At 51.2% G+C, this 15,941-nt stretch carries 7 protein-coding genes and 1 other annotated feature; all 7 genes read left to right on the top strand.

Going from position 1 to position 15,941, the window contains the following annotated elements:
* Positions 1 to 56 precede the first annotated feature (56 nt).
* The 7 genes from rplK (at position 57) to BN348_RS10105 (ending at position 15,387) form a co-directional block, all read left to right on the top strand.
* Positions 57 to 482, top strand: coding sequence for a 50S ribosomal protein L11 (rplK, locus tag BN348_RS10135; RefSeq protein WP_040197831.1), 426 nt, complete (start codon positions 57 to 59; stop codon positions 480 to 482).
* A 59-nt stretch (positions 483 to 541) separates the two neighbouring features.
* The gene (rplA, locus tag BN348_RS10130) at positions 542 to 1,240 is read left to right on the top strand and encodes a 50S ribosomal protein L1 (RefSeq protein WP_040197830.1); all 699 of its coding nucleotides are present in this window, start codon (positions 542 to 544) and stop codon (positions 1,238 to 1,240) included.
* 34 nt (positions 1,241 to 1,274) lie between these two features.
* Positions 1,275 to 1,449 (top strand) — a sequence feature (ribosomal protein L10 leader region).
* A 21-nt stretch (positions 1,450 to 1,470) separates the two neighbouring features.
* Positions 1,471 to 2,004: a 50S ribosomal protein L10 gene (gene rplJ, locus BN348_RS10125; protein ID WP_040197829.1), complete on the top strand. Its 534-nt coding sequence runs from the start codon at positions 1,471 to 1,473 to the stop codon at positions 2,002 to 2,004.
* A gap of 111 nt (positions 2,005 to 2,115) precedes the next feature.
* Complete coding sequence (gene rplL / locus BN348_RS10120) at positions 2,116 to 2,496, top strand: 50S ribosomal protein L7/L12 (RefSeq protein ID WP_040197828.1); 381 nt, start codon at positions 2,116 to 2,118, stop codon at positions 2,494 to 2,496.
* Between the two features lie 659 nt (positions 2,497 to 3,155).
* Positions 3,156 to 7,034: a glycoside hydrolase family 97 N-terminal domain-containing protein gene (locus BN348_RS10115; protein ID WP_040197827.1), complete on the top strand. Its 3,879-nt coding sequence runs from the start codon at positions 3,156 to 3,158 to the stop codon at positions 7,032 to 7,034.
* Between the two features lie 347 nt (positions 7,035 to 7,381).
* Positions 7,382 to 11,245, top strand: coding sequence for a glycoside hydrolase family 97 N-terminal domain-containing protein (locus tag BN348_RS10110; RefSeq protein ID WP_040197826.1), 3,864 nt, complete (start codon positions 7,382 to 7,384; stop codon positions 11,243 to 11,245).
* A 260-nt stretch (positions 11,246 to 11,505) separates the two neighbouring features.
* Complete coding sequence (locus BN348_RS10105; protein WP_197068334.1) at positions 11,506 to 15,387, top strand: glycoside hydrolase family 97 N-terminal domain-containing protein; 3,882 nt, start codon at positions 11,506 to 11,508, stop codon at positions 15,385 to 15,387.
* Positions 15,388 to 15,941 lie beyond the last annotated feature (554 nt).

Raw genomic sequence — 15,941 nt, 5'->3', positions numbered from 1 at the left:
AGTAAGTCACAGATGCTGTTCCGGTATTTTACCACGTCAATCAGGAGGTGCAAACAATGGCTCAAAAGGTAGTAGGCTATATTAAGCTCCAGATTCCGGCCGGCAAAGCCACTCCGGCTCCACCAGTAGGCCCTGCACTGGGTCAGCATGGTGTCAACATTATGGCATTCACAAAGGATTTCAATGAGCGCACAAAGAACGATATTGGTTTGGTTATTCCAGTCGTCATTACAGTTTATGCAGACCGCTCCTTCACCTTTGTAACAAAAACACCGCCGGCAGCTGTTCTCATTAAAAAAGCTTGTGGCATCGAGAGCGGTTCAGGTGTGCCGAACAAAACAAAGGTCGCAAAGATTACCAGGGAGCAGGTTAGAAAGATTGCTGAACAGAAGATGCCTGACCTGAACGCTGCGAACGTCGATAACGCAATGAATATGATTGCCGGAACCGCACGCAGCATGGGCATCGAAGTAGTAGACTAATCGCTCTCGGGTGGGAGGACAAGTAGATTCCGTAAATACCACTCAAGGAGGAACATGTAATGAAACACGGTAAGAAATATTCAGATAGCGCAAAATTGGTCGACCGTACCAAAGTATATGACACAAATGAAGCTTTGGATCTCTGCATTAAGACTGCCAAAGCAAAATTTGATGAGACTGTGGAAGTTCACGTCAGACTGGGCGTTGACTCCCGTCATGCGGACCAGCAGGTCCGCGGCGCCGTTGTTCTGCCGAACGGAACCGGTAAAAAGGTTCGCGTTCTGGTATTTGCAAAGGGCGATAAGGTGGACGCAGCTCTGGAAGCAGGCGCAGAATACGCCGGCGGCGAAGAGTATATGACCAAGATCCAGAATGAGGGATGGATGGACTTCGACGTCGTCATCGCTTCTCCGGACATGATGGGCGTTGTGGGACGTCTTGGTAAAATCCTCGGTCCCCGCGGACTCATGCCGAACCCGAAGGCCGGCACCGTTACCCCGGATGTCGCCCGTGCGGTCACTGAAGCGAAGGCCGGTAAGATTGAATACCGTCTGGACAAGACCAACATCATTCACTGCCCGATCGGCAAGGTCTCCTTCGGTACAGAGAAGCTCTCCAAGAACCTGGACACCCTGATGGCTGCCATTGCAAAGGCAAAACCGGCCGCTGCAAAGGGCCAGTACATCAAGTCCTGCGTTGTTTCGGCGACCATGGGTCCTGGTGTCCGCGTCAATTCCAATAAATACGTCGCCGTATAATTTGAGGTTGACAAAATAGCATGTTTGTGCTATACTAATAAAGCTGTCGATTCCAAAGACAGCAGGTACAATTTGTCTAAAAGGCCGCAAGGCCTGCCTGCCGAGGAAGAAGCAAAAAAGAAACCTATCAGCGTGATGCGCTCATTTTGATAGATGATTTTTGCGCCCTTCCTGCGGATTGTCACAGGAAGGGCTTTTTAGATGAAAAAAACTTTCAGGAGGTGAACGATTTGCCAAGTGAGAAGGTTTTACAAGCAAAACAGCAGGCTGTAGCCGAACTGACTGAAAAACTTCAGAATGCGGTTGCAGGCGTTGTTGTAGACTATAAGGGCATCAACGTTGCGGACGACACCAAGCTTCGTAAGGAGCTGCGTGAAGCGGGCGTGGAGTATTTTGTCATCAAAAATACACTGTTGCGGTTTGCATCCAAGAACGCAGGCTTCGAAGAACTCGAAAGCGTACTGGAAGGCACCACCGCACTCGCAATCAGCAACGATGATCCGGTTGCCGCTGCCAAGATCCTGGCAAAATATGCGGAAGGATCCAAAGACAAATTCAACATCAAAGCTGGTTTTGTCGATGGAAAGATCCTGGATGTCGAAGGCGTCAACGCGCTTGCGAAGCTGCCGTCCAGAGAAGTGCTCATCGCACAGGTTCTGGCTGGTTTCAACGCTCCGATTTCCGGTTTTGCAAATGTCCTGAATGCGAACCTGCGCGGGCTGGTCATCGCACTCAACGCCATTGCCGAGAAACAGTCCGCGTAAGCGGACGAACCAACCGGCGGAGATTGGATATACCGCTTCCATCTGCCGGCCGCCTGAGACAGGCGGGATAAAATAAGATGATTTATAAAATTTATTTGGAGGTATTATATCATGGCTTCTGAGAAAGTATTATCGATGATTGAAGAGGTTAAGTCCCTTACCGTACTGGAACTGTCTGAACTGGTTAAGGCTCTGGAAGAGGAATTCGGCGTTTCCGCTGCCGCTCCTGTTGCTGTCGCTGCTGCCGCTCCGGCTGCCGGCGCTGCCGCTGCAGAAGAGAAGACCGAATTTGACGTCGTTCTGAAGAGCGCTGGCGCTTCCAAGATGAACGTCATCAAGGTTGTCAAAGAAGTTACCGGACTGGGACTCAAAGAATCCAAAGAGCTCGTAGACGGCGCTCCGAAGGCAATCAAAGAAGGCGTTTCCAAGGCTGACGCTGAGGAAATCGAAAAGAAACTCAAAGATGCAGGCGCAGAAGTAGAAGTGAAATAAGTTCTTCTTTTAAAATCTGTATCAGAAAGCCATCCGGTTTTTGACCGGATGGCTTTTTTGCGTTTGCAGAGGACGGCGCAAGATTTTTATACCGAAGGGAAGGACCTTTTTCTATGAGTGGCCCTTTGAATTGAAAATCAAATGAGAGGCAAATTAGACAGTTTCCATAATAAAAAGTATGGAAATAGACACTTCACGATATAAAAATTTATATCGGTTGCGGTTTATAGACCTGCAGCGTATCTAGAAAACCTTTTGACGTTAAACGCAGTCTGGTATCAAAACTTATTTTTTATGATGATAAGGGTTATACCGAAAAATTTCACGCGAAAATGTTTAAAGATACAGAAGTTTTTATAGTCTCATGCCAGCCGGCAAATATGCGAAAATTTTATGAATCAAACAGGGAAGATTGTGGCATAAATCCCTTTCACATATGATTCTGAATAGAATTCCCGCTGTAAGATCGTAGAATTTTTCTATAAATCGTAGAATATTGCATAGCAATATATTGTTTAAAATGTTATAATACATTCTGAAGTTATACATAGGATATCATGATGTTGGCAAACTACTCCGTATAAATATAGAAAAATTACATCGTGATCATCATCCATGTATGAAAAATAATAATACCTTTAAGAGAAAGGATGTTGACGATGAAACACAGATTCAGAAAACTCCTCTCCTCCATTCTTGCAGCGGCCATGGTAGCGTCGGTTGTACCGGCCATCAACTTGGCTTCGGCGCAGGATACCGCTGCCAACGACGTAGCCGTCTGGCTGGAGGACGTTGATTGGGTAAGCGCCACCACCGGCTGGAAAGAAATCGGTTTGGGCAAACCCTGCAACGCAAGCAAAATGATCTTCCAGGATTATGAGAACAACAAGGAAGTATCGTTTGACCACGGTGTGGGAGCACATGCCAACACCGAGATTGTCTATGACATCAGCAGCGGAAAGTACACCGCTTTTGACAGCTATGTTGGATTGGACAAGTACAGCGACGCGTCCAATTCAGGTAAAGGCAGCGTATACTTTGAGGTATATCTGGATGGCGAATTGGCCTACAAATCGCCGAAATTTGTACGTGACTCCCAGTTTGAGCACATCAATATCGACCTGACCGGCAAAAAGGAACTGAAGCTGGTCGGCAACGATGCCGGAGACGGCAACAACAGCGACTGGATCGACTGGGCGGACGCCAAGCTGATTGTGGACGAGAAGTACCACAAGGATCTGAACGAGCTTTCGATGAAAGCCAGTGAAAACTGGATTCAGATCGGCGACAGCGTGAACCTCGATACCGTCGCGAAGCATCTGGACGGCACTGCCGTGGATTTCTCCGCGGAAGGCTCCCTGGTTTACACCTCCTCTGACGAAACGGTTGCTTCTGTCAGCGAGGACGGCGTGATCACCGGCGTAGCGGACGGAAGCGCCACCATCACCGCCACCGCGACGCTCGGCGATATCACCAAGACCGCGTCGATGGACATCCTGGTCGGCAAGGGCGGCTATGTGGAGCTTTGGACCATCGATTCCCCGTCGGCCAACAACAGCATCATTTTCCTGCTGGATGAGGCGGGTGCTGTCAGCTACATGGCAAGAAACGAAGGAAACAACGCCATCAACATTTCCCCGACCGGACTCAACACCAGCCTCGGCGACTTCACAACCGGCCTTAACTTTGTCAGCAAAGAAGAAAAGGTCATCGACGAGACCTACGAGATGTATTCCGGCAAACGCTCGGTGGAGCGCAACCACGCAAACGAAACCACGCTGAAATTCGAGAAGGACGGCGTGCAGTATAACATCATCGCGCGCGCCTATGACGACGGCGTCGCTTACCGCTATCAGATCATTGGCGAAGACGGCCAGGAACTGATTATCAATTCCGAGAACACCGGCTTTGATGTTCCGGCGGATTCCGAAACCTACGCGCAGCCGTACACCAGCGATAACTATGAGAGAACCTATGACAAGGGCACCATCACCGGTCTCAATGGAAACTTCGGCATGAGCTTCCTTTACAAGACGCCGGACGATGTCTGGGTTATGCTTGCAGAAGCGGCGCATACCCCGCAGTACTGCGGTATGATGCTGAAGGCCACTGGCAGCACGATGCTGCAGGGCGTCTGGGCCCGCACACAGGGCTCCGCGAAGCCGACCACCACAGCGCCGTTCCTTTCTCCATGGCGTGTCGCCTATCTGGGCACCCAGGCGGACATTGCGGAATCCCAGATTCTTGAGAACCTGAGCGACCCGTGCCAGATCGAGGACACCTCCTGGATCGAGGCGGGCGTCTCCACCTGGACCTGGCTCAACGGCGCAGGCCAGAACTACAACGCATACAAGCAGTATGTGGACCTGACCGCAGAGATGGGCTGGACCTACATGCTGATGGACGAGGGCTGGAATATCGGCGGCCGTCCGAACATCATCTTCCCGGACTGGCTGGATGACCTGGTCAGCTACGCGGATTCCAAGGGCGTCAAGCTGCTGGCGTGGCTGCATGTCTCGGCGATCAACACCGAGGAAAAGGCACAGGACGTGCTGTCCAGACTGTCAGCGGCAGGCATTGCCGGAACCAAGATGGACTTCTTTGACAGCGAGTCGCAGGATCAGATGATCATGTACGATTACCTGACCCGCATCTGTGCGGAACAGCATCTGGTCGTCAACTACCACGGTGCCAACCTGCCGACCGGCGAGAGAAGAACCTGGCCGCATGTCCTGACAAGAGAGGGTATCCGCGGCGACGAGTACAACAACTCCTTCTCCAATCAGACCACCGTGCTGAACCTGACCAGAAACGCAGTCGGCCCGATGGATTACACCCCGGTTTACTCCGGAAGAGGCAATCTGACGCTCGGACACCGTCTGGCCATGACCGTCGCGTTTGAATCCGGCATTCCGTGCCTGGCAGGCAGCGCGAGCGAATACAGAAACAGCCCGGCATATTCCTTCTTCAGAAAGCTTCCGGCCGCCTGGGATGAAACCAAGCTGCTTGAGAGCTACGCGGCTCAGTACACCACCATGGCGCGCCAGAGCGGCGACAAGTGGTATGTCGGCAGTATGACCGTGGATGCCAGGACCTCCACGCTGGACCTCAGCTTCCTGGATGCCGATACCCCGTACTATGCATACATCTACACCGACGGCGTGGATGCAAACAACAACAAGACGCTGATTGAAGAGGAAAGAATGGTCACCAGCGAAGACGTTCTGACCTTTGACGTACAGGCGAACGGCGGCTATGCCGTCAAGCTGAGCAAAACCCCGCCTTCCTATGCGGATGAAATCATTCTGGACAAGACTGCCGCTTCGATTGAGAAGGACGGCACCGTCACCATCGGCTATACGCTGAACCCGTCCGATGTGGATGACACCAAGGTCACCTGGTCCTCCAGCAATGAAAACGTCGCAACCGTCGAAGCGGGCGTCGTCACCGGCGTCAATCCGGGTACGGCAACCATCACCGCGGCGACCGGACCGAACGGCGAAGTCACGGCTACCTGTGAAATCACCGTCACCAGGAAACCATATGAACTGCATAAAAACTGGTCGATCGTCCGTGAGTACAAACCGGGCTGGTGGATCAATTCCCAGAACAGCATGACCATCGTTGCCAAGAAGGGCGACCTGGTCAACAACAGAACGGCAGCGAGAAACATCACGCTGACACCTGTTTCCGGCGACTTTGAAGCGACTGTGAAGCTGGACTTCAAGCCGTTTACCGACTTCCAGTCCGCAGGACTGATCGTCTATGCGGAGGATGCAAACTTCTTCTCTGTCCTGAAGAGACATCACAGCTACTGGAACAATGAGTGCTTCTCCGCGAACAACCAGGTCAACGGCAGCACCAGGGAGATGCCGGTCGACGACCCGAGGCCGGACGACATCGTCTATCTGAAGATCGTCAAGCAGGGAAGCAGCCTGAGCGGCTACTACAGCCACGACGAGCAGAACTGGACGCAGATCGGCGAGACCGTTACAAACGCGGCGCTGAACGAAAAGGAAATCAAGATCGGCATGATCGCGATGATTGGCGATGCGGAATACGGCGACTGCGACGCGACCTTCATGGATCTCAAGGTCAACGGCGAGCTGGTTCCGTTCGCTTACAGGAACGAAGGTATGAGCTCTGATCTGGTCGTTGAGGACGGCATGATCGCCGACGCACCGAAGGAAACGACGGCAGATGCGTTCAAGACAATGTTCAATCAGGATGAAGGCGCCGTTGTTATTCGTGATAAGGACGGCAATGAACTCGCAGCGGATGCATTGGTGGGAACCGGCTGCAAGGTCGAGATCGTCTGCGACGGCGTTGTCACCGACAGCGCGGATGTCGTCATCCCGGGCGACGTGGACGGAGACGGCAGACAGAGTGTTATGGATTTGGTTGCGGTCAAACAGACCATCCTGACGGCTTCCGATCTCGATGCGCCGAACTTCAAGGCGGCGGATCTGGATGAAAACGGCAAGCTCAACATCTTTGACCTGCTGCGCATCAAACTGAACATCTTAAACGGAAACTAAACCTTATAGAGAAAACACCGGCCGGTCTGTGGACCGGCCGGTGTTATTTTTTTGCATGGAATTTATTGATAGATCAGGGTGAGATGTACAAAACAAGTAACAATTCTTTTGTTATATACACAAAATTCCAAATATTTTTTGTACATAACGATCAAAAAAACAAGCTATTTATTAAATCGTAGATTTTTTATATAAAAATCGTAGATATTTATATGGCAAGAAAATGTGAAACATGTTATAATGACCAAGAAGCCATAAATCGATAAACAATGAAAACCTTGATCCCTGGAATCGTTTTGTCGATTGTTGGATTACAAGTCCAAAAAATAGAAAAGGCTGGTGTATGTATGAAAAGAGGACTGAAAAACCTTCTTGCCAACGTCCTGGCGGTTGCGATGGTTGCTACCACCGTACCGGCGATGAGCTTTACCGCTCTGGCGCAGGATGAAGGGAACTGGAAGTACCTTGATGAGCTCGATTGGTCGAGCGCAGCAAGCGGATGGAATGGAACCCATAAAAATCAGACAGTCAATGGCACGACATTTACGCTGCTGGACAAGGAAACCGGCGAGAATAAGGAATTTACACGCGGAATCGGTGGACATGCCCATTCCGAAGTGGTCTATGACATTGAAGCGAACGCCATCTCTTCCTTTGAATCCTACTTCGGCGTCGATGTGAACAGCGACGATCAGCACGCAAACAGAGGAAGCGTACAGTTCCAGGTTTACGGCGACGATACGCTGCTGTTCCAGTCCGATGTCCTTCGGGCCACCGACGGCATGCAGAATACGGGCAAGATTGATCTTTCCGGCTATAAGACCCTGCGTCTTGTCGGAAACGACGGCGGCAACGGTATCTCCGGCGACTGGGTCGAATGGTGCGACGCCAAGGTCGAGATCGACCCGGCAATTTTGGAAAAACTGTCCACCCTGGAAATGTCCGTTGACCGCGGTATCCTTCCGGTTGGCGAACAGGCACAGGTCAGCGCCGTAGCAAAGCGCGCAAACGGCGAGGCGATTGACTTCTCAAAAGAGGGAAGTCTCACCTTTGCTTCGAGCGATGAAGACGTTGCGGCGGTCGATGCAAACGGCGTCATCACCGGCGTGGGCGACGGCATTGCCCGCATCAAGGCGACCGCTGAGCTGAACGGCGTTGTCAAGGAAAACACCGTGGTGCTGCTGGTGGGAACCGGCGCTTCGGAAGATGCCATGGCGGTGAGCTCCCCGAGCAACACCAACAGCATCATCTTTACCCAGAATGCAGACGGCGGCGTTGAATACTTTGTCACCGCAAACGGAAAGATTGCGATGAACGCTTCTGCAACCGGTCTTGACACCAACCTCGGCGATTTCTCGACCGGACTCACCTATGTGGGCCGTGAGGATCAGGTGATCGACGAGACCTATGATATGATCTCCGGCAAACAATCCACCTTTGTCAACAAGGCGAATGAATCCACCTTCAAATTCATGAAGGGCGATATCCAGTACAACATCGTGGCGCGGGCCTATGACGACGGCGTCGCGTTCCAGTATCAGATTATTGCAGAGGATGGACAGGAGCTCATCTTCAACAGCGAAAATACCACCTTCAATGTACCGGAAAATTCTGAAACCTATGTACAGCCGGGCGGCAGCAACTGCTATGAGAAAAAATATGAGAAAAAACAGCTCTCCGAACTCCGCGGAGACTATGGTATGACCTTCCTGTACAAGACACCGAGTGATGTCTGGGTTATGCTTTCAGAAGCAAGACATACCCCGCAGTACACCGGCCTGGCCATTAAAGCGGACGGCAGCACGGTGCTGAAGGGCGTTTTCTCCTGGGATCAGGGCAATACAAAGCCGAGCACGACAGCTCCGTTTGTCTCTCCTTGGCGTGTTGCGGTTCTCGACACCGCGGCAAAGATTGCAAACACACAGATTTTTGAAAACCTGAGCGACCCGAACAAAATCGAAGATACCTCCTGGATCAAACCGGGCGTCACCAACTGGACCTGGCTGAACGGCGATGGAACCAGCAGCGGTGAAACCTATAAGCGTTATGTGGATTTTGCGGCTGAAATGAACTGGCCCTATGTCCTGCTGGACGAAGGCTGGAACGTCGGCGGCAGAGACTACGACCGTTTTGCACTTCCGGACTGGTACGACGACCTGTACGAATATGCGGAATCGAAAGGCGTCAAGCTTTGGGCATGGTTCCACAAAAATGCTTACAGTACCGAAGAGAGACGTCAGAAATTTGTAAAGATGATGGCGGACGCCGGCATTGTAGGACTCAAGATCGACTTCTTCGATGGAAACAGACAGGATCAGATCGCACTGTACGAAGAAATTTCGGAGATCACCGCCCAGTATCATATTATGGTGAACTACCACGGTTCCAACCTGCCAACCGGTGAGAGAAGAACCTGGCCGCACGTTCTCAATCGTGAAGGCGTCAACGGCGCGGAGCAGAGCAGCCCGAATATGGTGCATTACAATATCCTGCCGTTTACCAGAAACGCGGTAGGCCCGATGGACTTCACCCCGATGTATTCCCAGGGCTCCGTTTCCGATGCCGGACATCTCGGAACGACCATTACCTTTGAAAGCGGCGTCCAGTGCCTGGCGGACAAACCGGCGAAATATACCGGCAGCGTCGCAGTGGACTTCTTCAGAAGTCTCCCGTCTGCTTGGGATGATTCCGTTGTTCTGGAAGCATATCCGGGCGACTACTACACCGTAGCGCGCCGCAGCGGCAACTACTGGTATGTAGGCGGCACCACCGTCAATGCCAGAACGGCCACCGTAGACCTGAGCTTCCTGGGCGAAGGCGAACACTATGCGTTCATTTACAGCGACGGCGAAAACAACCGCACCATCAACGCGGAGATCCGCAAGGTGACCAACACCGATGTCATCGAGGTTCCGTGTATGAAGGACGGTGGATTCGGTATCAAAATTACCGTCAACGCACCGACGCAGGCGGATGAAATCATCCTCAGCGAGAGCGAGCTGAACCTGGAGGTCGACCAGTCGGCGACCGTCAAAGCGACGCTGAATCCGTCCAATGTCGATTATTCTTCGATCAAGTGGACCTCGAGCGACGACAGCATTGCATCGGTCAACGGCGGCGTTATCACCACGAAAAAAGAAGGCACTGTCACCATCACCGCAACGACCGGCCTTGCGGACGACGTCACCGCAAGCTGTGTGGTACATGTCGTCAAGAAGGCGTATGTGCAGACCTCCCAGTGGTCCTTCCGGAACGAGTTCAAGACCGCCTACGCGATCAACGGCGCGGACAGCATGACCATCTGGCCTCAGAACGGCGAGTCGTATGGAACCGGATACACAGCCCGCAATACCATGCTGACCAATCCAAATTCCAACGACTTCGTGGTCACCACGAAACTGAATTTTGCTCCTTCCGCAAACTATGAAACGGCCGGCCTGATTGCCTATGCCGGCGACAATGAGCTGTTCACGGTCGTAAGAAGGTATCACAGCGGTCTTGGCGGCAAGGTTGTCGGAATCCTCAACAAAAACGAACAGACCAATACCTATGAGAAGGCTACCAAAGAAGCGCATCCGGAACAGGATATCTATCTGAAGCTTGAAAAGGCTGGCAACCAGCTGACCGGCTCCTACAGCTATGACAATGAGAACTGGATTGTTGTCGACAAAACGCAGACCAACAACACCCTGAATGTCGCGGACGTCAAGGTGGGCCTATACGCTGCAAGCGGCGGAAGCGCATCTTCTTCCACGGCACTCGGCAATCCGGCGACCTTTACAGAGTTCAAGGTCAACGGCGAAGCTGTTCCGTTTGCGTATGCCAACAGCTACGAAACCGAACTGAACATCACCGACAAGGTGATCACCGACGCGCCTGCCGAAACTTCGGCGGAAGCGTACAAGGCGATGTTCGACACCACCGCACCGATGAGCATCACCGACAAGGACGGCAACGAGCTGGCTGACGACGCGCTTGTCGGAACCGGATGCATCGTCACTGTCGGAACCGACGTCCTGACCGTCGTTGTGCCGGGCGATGTCAATGGAGACGGCAGAATCGGCGTAATGGATCTGCTGACCATGAAGAGAGGCATCCTTGGCAAAATCGAACTGGCTGACGCAAACGCGATGGCGGCAGACCGCCATGCGGACGGCGTCATCAACATCTTCGATCTGGTACAGCTGAAGCTCGACATCCTCAAAGGATAATAAACCCTGATATTGATGGACCTCAAGCGGCTATAGCCGCTTGAGGTCCATTTTATGTTTAGGATCACCGCATTACACGGCGGATTGATTGAAAGTGTTTTTAAATGGAGACATCTAAAACATATAAATTGGAGATAATTTTATGCGAATATGTAGAATATTACATGGACATAGAAAGAAAAAATGATATAATATAAATAATCCCTTAATAAAATCTTGTTCTTTGCAAGTGTTTAAAAAATTGAAAAGGTGGTATGAAAGTGAAAACAACATTGAAAAAATGGCTGGCCAATATTTTGGCGGCTGCAATGGTTGTATCCACGGTGCCGGCTATGAATTTCATGGCTTCCGCTGAGGATACCGATCAGTGGAGATATCTCGACGAACTTGACTGGACAAGTGAGCAGTCCGGCTGGAGCGGACATCCCACACAGAAAAACAAAACCATAACGGGCGGAACATTGACGTTGCGAGATGCAGAGACAGGCGAAAACAGGACCTTTGAACATGGCGTTGGCGGACATGCCTATTCTGAAATCGTGTATGATATTGAAGAAAACTGCATTTCTTCGTTTGAGTCTTACTTTGGCATGGACGTCAACAGCGATGACGGCGGACTTGACAGAGGAACCGTGCAGTTCGAGGTTTATGGAGACAACACCCTGCTGTTCAAGTCTGACGTTTTAAAGGTATCGAATGGAATCCATTATACGGGAAAAATCGATCTGACTGGGTACAAGCAGCTGAGACTGGTAGGAAACGATGGCGGAGATGGAAACAGTGCCGACTGGGTCGAGTGGTGTGACGCCAGAGTCACGGTTGACCCGGATGTCCCGCTGAGACTTTCGAGTGTCAGCCTGAATTTGGATGACAAGATGATTGACATCGGCGAAACAGTCCAGGCGGCTGCTGTGGCGAAGCGTGTCAATGGAGAGATCGTCGATTTTGCAAAAGAAGGCAGTTTGACGTACAGCTCCAACGATGAAAAGATCGCGGCTGTTGACGACAACGGCGTGATTACCGGTGTTGGCAATGGTATTGCCGAAATTACAGTAAAAGCGGAGCTTGGCAATGTTGTCAGGGAAGACACACAGACCATTCTGGTTGGCAGCGGGGAGTCTGAAGGCTCATGGGCGGTCACTTCTCCAAGCAAAACCAATAACATCATCCTGATGCAGAATAAAGAAGGCGGAGTGGATTACCTGGTAATCGCGGACGGCAAGATTGCCATGAACCTTTCTAAAACCGGTATGAAAACCAGCCTGGGTGATTTCTCCGCCGGCCTTGCATTCGCGGGACGTGAAGACAAGGTGATTGACGAAGAATACGAGATGCTTTCCGGTAAGCAGTCCACCTTTGTCAATCAGGCAAACGAATCCACTTTGAAGTTTACAAAGGATGGAATCCAGTTTAACATCATCGCGCGTGCTTATGATGACGGCGTTGCATTCCGCTATCAGATTATCGGAGAAGATGGACAGAAACTGATCTTCAACGATGAGGATACAACCTTCAACACGCCGGAAGGTTCCTTCGCGTATGCACAAAAAACCGATGGCGGGTTTGAAACAGAGTATGACAAAAAAATCGTTTCGCAGCTGAGCGGCAACTATGCGGCGGACTTCCTCTACAAGACGCCGGACGGTGCATGGGGCATGATTGCGGAAGCGAATCACACCTCCCAGTATACAGGCATGATGCTCAAAGCAAACAATGCGAATGAGTTGCAGGCAGCATTTTCCGTCAGCCAGAGAGGCAAACCGGAAACAACCGCCCCGTTCACCTCTCCTTGGAGAGTTGTTGTTTTGGATACGCCGGAGGATATTGCCAATACCCAGATTTTTGAAAACCTGAGTGATCCGAGCGTAATCGAAGATACCTCCTGGATTGAGCCGGGCGTTACCGCTTGGACATGGCTGAACGGAGATCCCTGCAATAGTGGCGACACCTACATCCGTTACATAGATTTTGCGGCCGAAATGGGCTGGACCTATGTTCTGATGGATGACGGCTGGAACATTGGCGGCAATGATTTCAATCGTTTTGCAGTTCCTGACTGGTATGATGAAGTATATGCACATGCACAGGAGAAGGGCATCAAGCTGCTGGCCTGGATGCATAAGAACATGGTCAATACCAAAGAGAGACAGGAATATCTGATTCCCTTGCTGGCCAATATCGGTATTTCAGGATTGAAGATCGACTTCTTTGACGGAGATAAGCAGGATCAGATTCAGCTGTATGAGGATCTGATGAAGATCACAGCGGAAAATAAGCTGGTCGTCAACTTCCACGGTTCCAACCTGCCGACCGGCGAAAGAAGGACCTGGCCGCACGTCCTGGCTCGTGAAGGCGTGTTCGGCGGCGAGTACCAGTATTGGGTGCACAACAGACCGCCCCACATCGACCATTACAACACCCTGCCGTTCACCAGAAATGCAACCGGGCCGATGGACTTTACCCCGCTTTACTACAATCCAAACGTAACGGATACGGCTTCCATGGCTTCTGCCGTCACATTTGAATGCGGTATCCCGTGTCTTGCAGATAAGCCGGATAAATACCTGAACAGCGCAGCGAAAGAATTCTTTAAAGATCTTCCGGCAGCTTGGGATGATTCCGTTGTTCTGGAAGCGGACCCGGCGGAGTATTACACAGTGGCTCGCAGAGGCGGCGGTGTCTGGTATGTGGCGGGTACCGCAACCAATGCGAGAACGGCGACCGTTGATCTGAGCTTCCTGGGCGAAGGCAATTATTATGCGTTCATCTATACCGATGGAGCGGATATGAGAACCATCAACTCGGAAATCAAACAGGTAAGCTGTGAAGATATCCTCGAAATCCCCTGTGCCAAGGCAGGTGGATTCGGCATCAAGATTCTTGACCGCGCGCCGACGCAGGCTGAGGAAATTATTTTGAGCAAAAATGAACTGACCATGGAAGTGGAATCCCAGGCAACCATCACAGCAGCCTTGAATCCGTCCGATGTGGACATCAGCGACATTGTCTGGACTTCCAGCGACGAAAGCGTTGCTGCAGTAAACGGCGGAACGGTCACGGCGTTAAAAGAAGGTACCGCAACCATCACGGCGGCAACGGGACTGAATCAGGATGTATCCGCGTCTTGTGTCGTTACCGTTACAAAGAAAGGATACCTTCTTACCTCTGATTGGAGCATCAGAAATGAGTTTAAGACGGCGTATCAGATCAATGGTACGGACAGCTTGACCATTTGGCCGCAGAGCGGCGATGCGTGGGGCTCAGGATTTACCACCCGCAACGTATTCCACCTAGCAGCGCCGGCCACCGATTTCGTTATGACCACAAAAGTGCATTTTGCGCCGAAGACACATCCGGAAACAGCCGGCCTGGTTGTTTACGCGGCTGATAATGTAGACGCGCTCTTCTTTGTGGCCAGAAGGCTCCATGACGGCCTTGGCGGCAAGGTAGTGGCTACCCTCAATGAAACGCCGAATGGCACTGAGAAATCCAGCAGGGAAGCGCAGCCGGACCAGGATGTGTATCTCAAGCTTGAGAAGGTTGGAAACCAGCTGACCGGTTCTTACAGCTATGACAATGAAAATTGGACAGTTGTTGAAGGAACACAGGTCAATGACAGCCTGAACGTTGAGAATCTCAGGATTGGTGTGTTTACCAGCCAGGGCGGTGCGCCAAATTCCGATACATTGTATCAGCCCGCGACCTTTACGGAGTTCAAGGTGAATGGCGAAGCAGTCCCGTTTGCGTATGCGAACAGCTACGAGACTGGACTTAACATTAAAGACAAGGTCATTACAAACGCGCCGGAAGCCACCACAGCAGACGAATTTGCGGAGCTGTTTGGCACCACAGCACCGATAAGCATCACCGACAAGGACGGCAATGCGCTGGAAGCCGGGCACTTGGTTGGCACCGGATGCATCGTCACCGTGGGAACCGACGTCCTGACGGTCGTGGTACCGGGCGATGTCGATGGAGATGGCCGGAAGGGTGTCATGGACCTGATTGTGCTTAAACAGACCATCCTTACAGCTTCGGAACTCGACACGCCAAACTTTAAGGCGGCAGATATGGATGAAAACGGCAAGCTCAACATCTTTGACCTGCTGCGCATCAAACTGAGCATCTTAAACGGAGACTAAATATCATGGAAAACCCCGGCCGGTCTTTTGACTGGCCGGGGTTTTTTGTTTCTCCGCTAAAGCATAATAAACAGCAATATGCGTAGATATCCATCCTTGCGGGAAATGAATTCCACCCGTTTACGGGTTGCCGTGCTGATTATATTCGATGCCCCTTGAAGGGGACTAGGCCGGTCATAGGGGCCCTCTAGAACTGTGCAAAACACCAGTTTACTGATGTTTTTTGTTGGAAGTCAGAGGCTAAACCAGTGAAAGTATGATGCTTTGCCTTCAAAAAGGGAGCAGAGCAAAATGACAATAAAAGAAATGAACCTAAAAACGATTGGAGTATATATCTGCTTTGGCAGCTGCATTACGAAAGAGCAGCAGGAGACTTCAGACATGAAGTGCCGGCTGGAGAATGGACGGAATACCACCCTCTTTGAGACAGAGTGAAAATCCAAAATCAAAGGTATGATGATGGGCCAGGTATAAAGTATTTTGCTCAAAGAGTGAAATACTTTATACTTTGGTCATTTTAATATACATATTAAATGCTGCTTTGGATAATAAAT

Source organism: Candidatus Soleaferrea massiliensis AP7, from assembly GCF_000820765.1.
Classification (GTDB): domain Bacteria; phylum Bacillota; class Clostridia; order Oscillospirales; family Ruminococcaceae; genus Soleaferrea; species Soleaferrea massiliensis.
The sequence above is the reverse complement of the archived record's forward strand: the minus strand, read 5'-3'. Positions and strand labels throughout refer to the sequence as shown.

Coding starts and splice junctions, on each gene's coding strand:
- rplK (WP_040197831.1), top strand. CDS start 57: ATGGCTCAAAAGGTAGTAGGCTATATTAAGCTCCAGATTCCGGCCGGC.
- rplA (WP_040197830.1), top strand. CDS start 542: ATGAAACACGGTAAGAAATATTCAGATAGCGCAAAATTGGTCGACCGT.
- rplL (WP_040197828.1), top strand. CDS start 2,116: ATGGCTTCTGAGAAAGTATTATCGATGATTGAAGAGGTTAAGTCCCTT.
- BN348_RS10115 (WP_040197827.1), top strand. CDS start 3,156: ATGAAACACAGATTCAGAAAACTCCTCTCCTCCATTCTTGCAGCGGCC.
- BN348_RS10110 (WP_040197826.1), top strand. CDS start 7,382: ATGAAAAGAGGACTGAAAAACCTTCTTGCCAACGTCCTGGCGGTTGCG.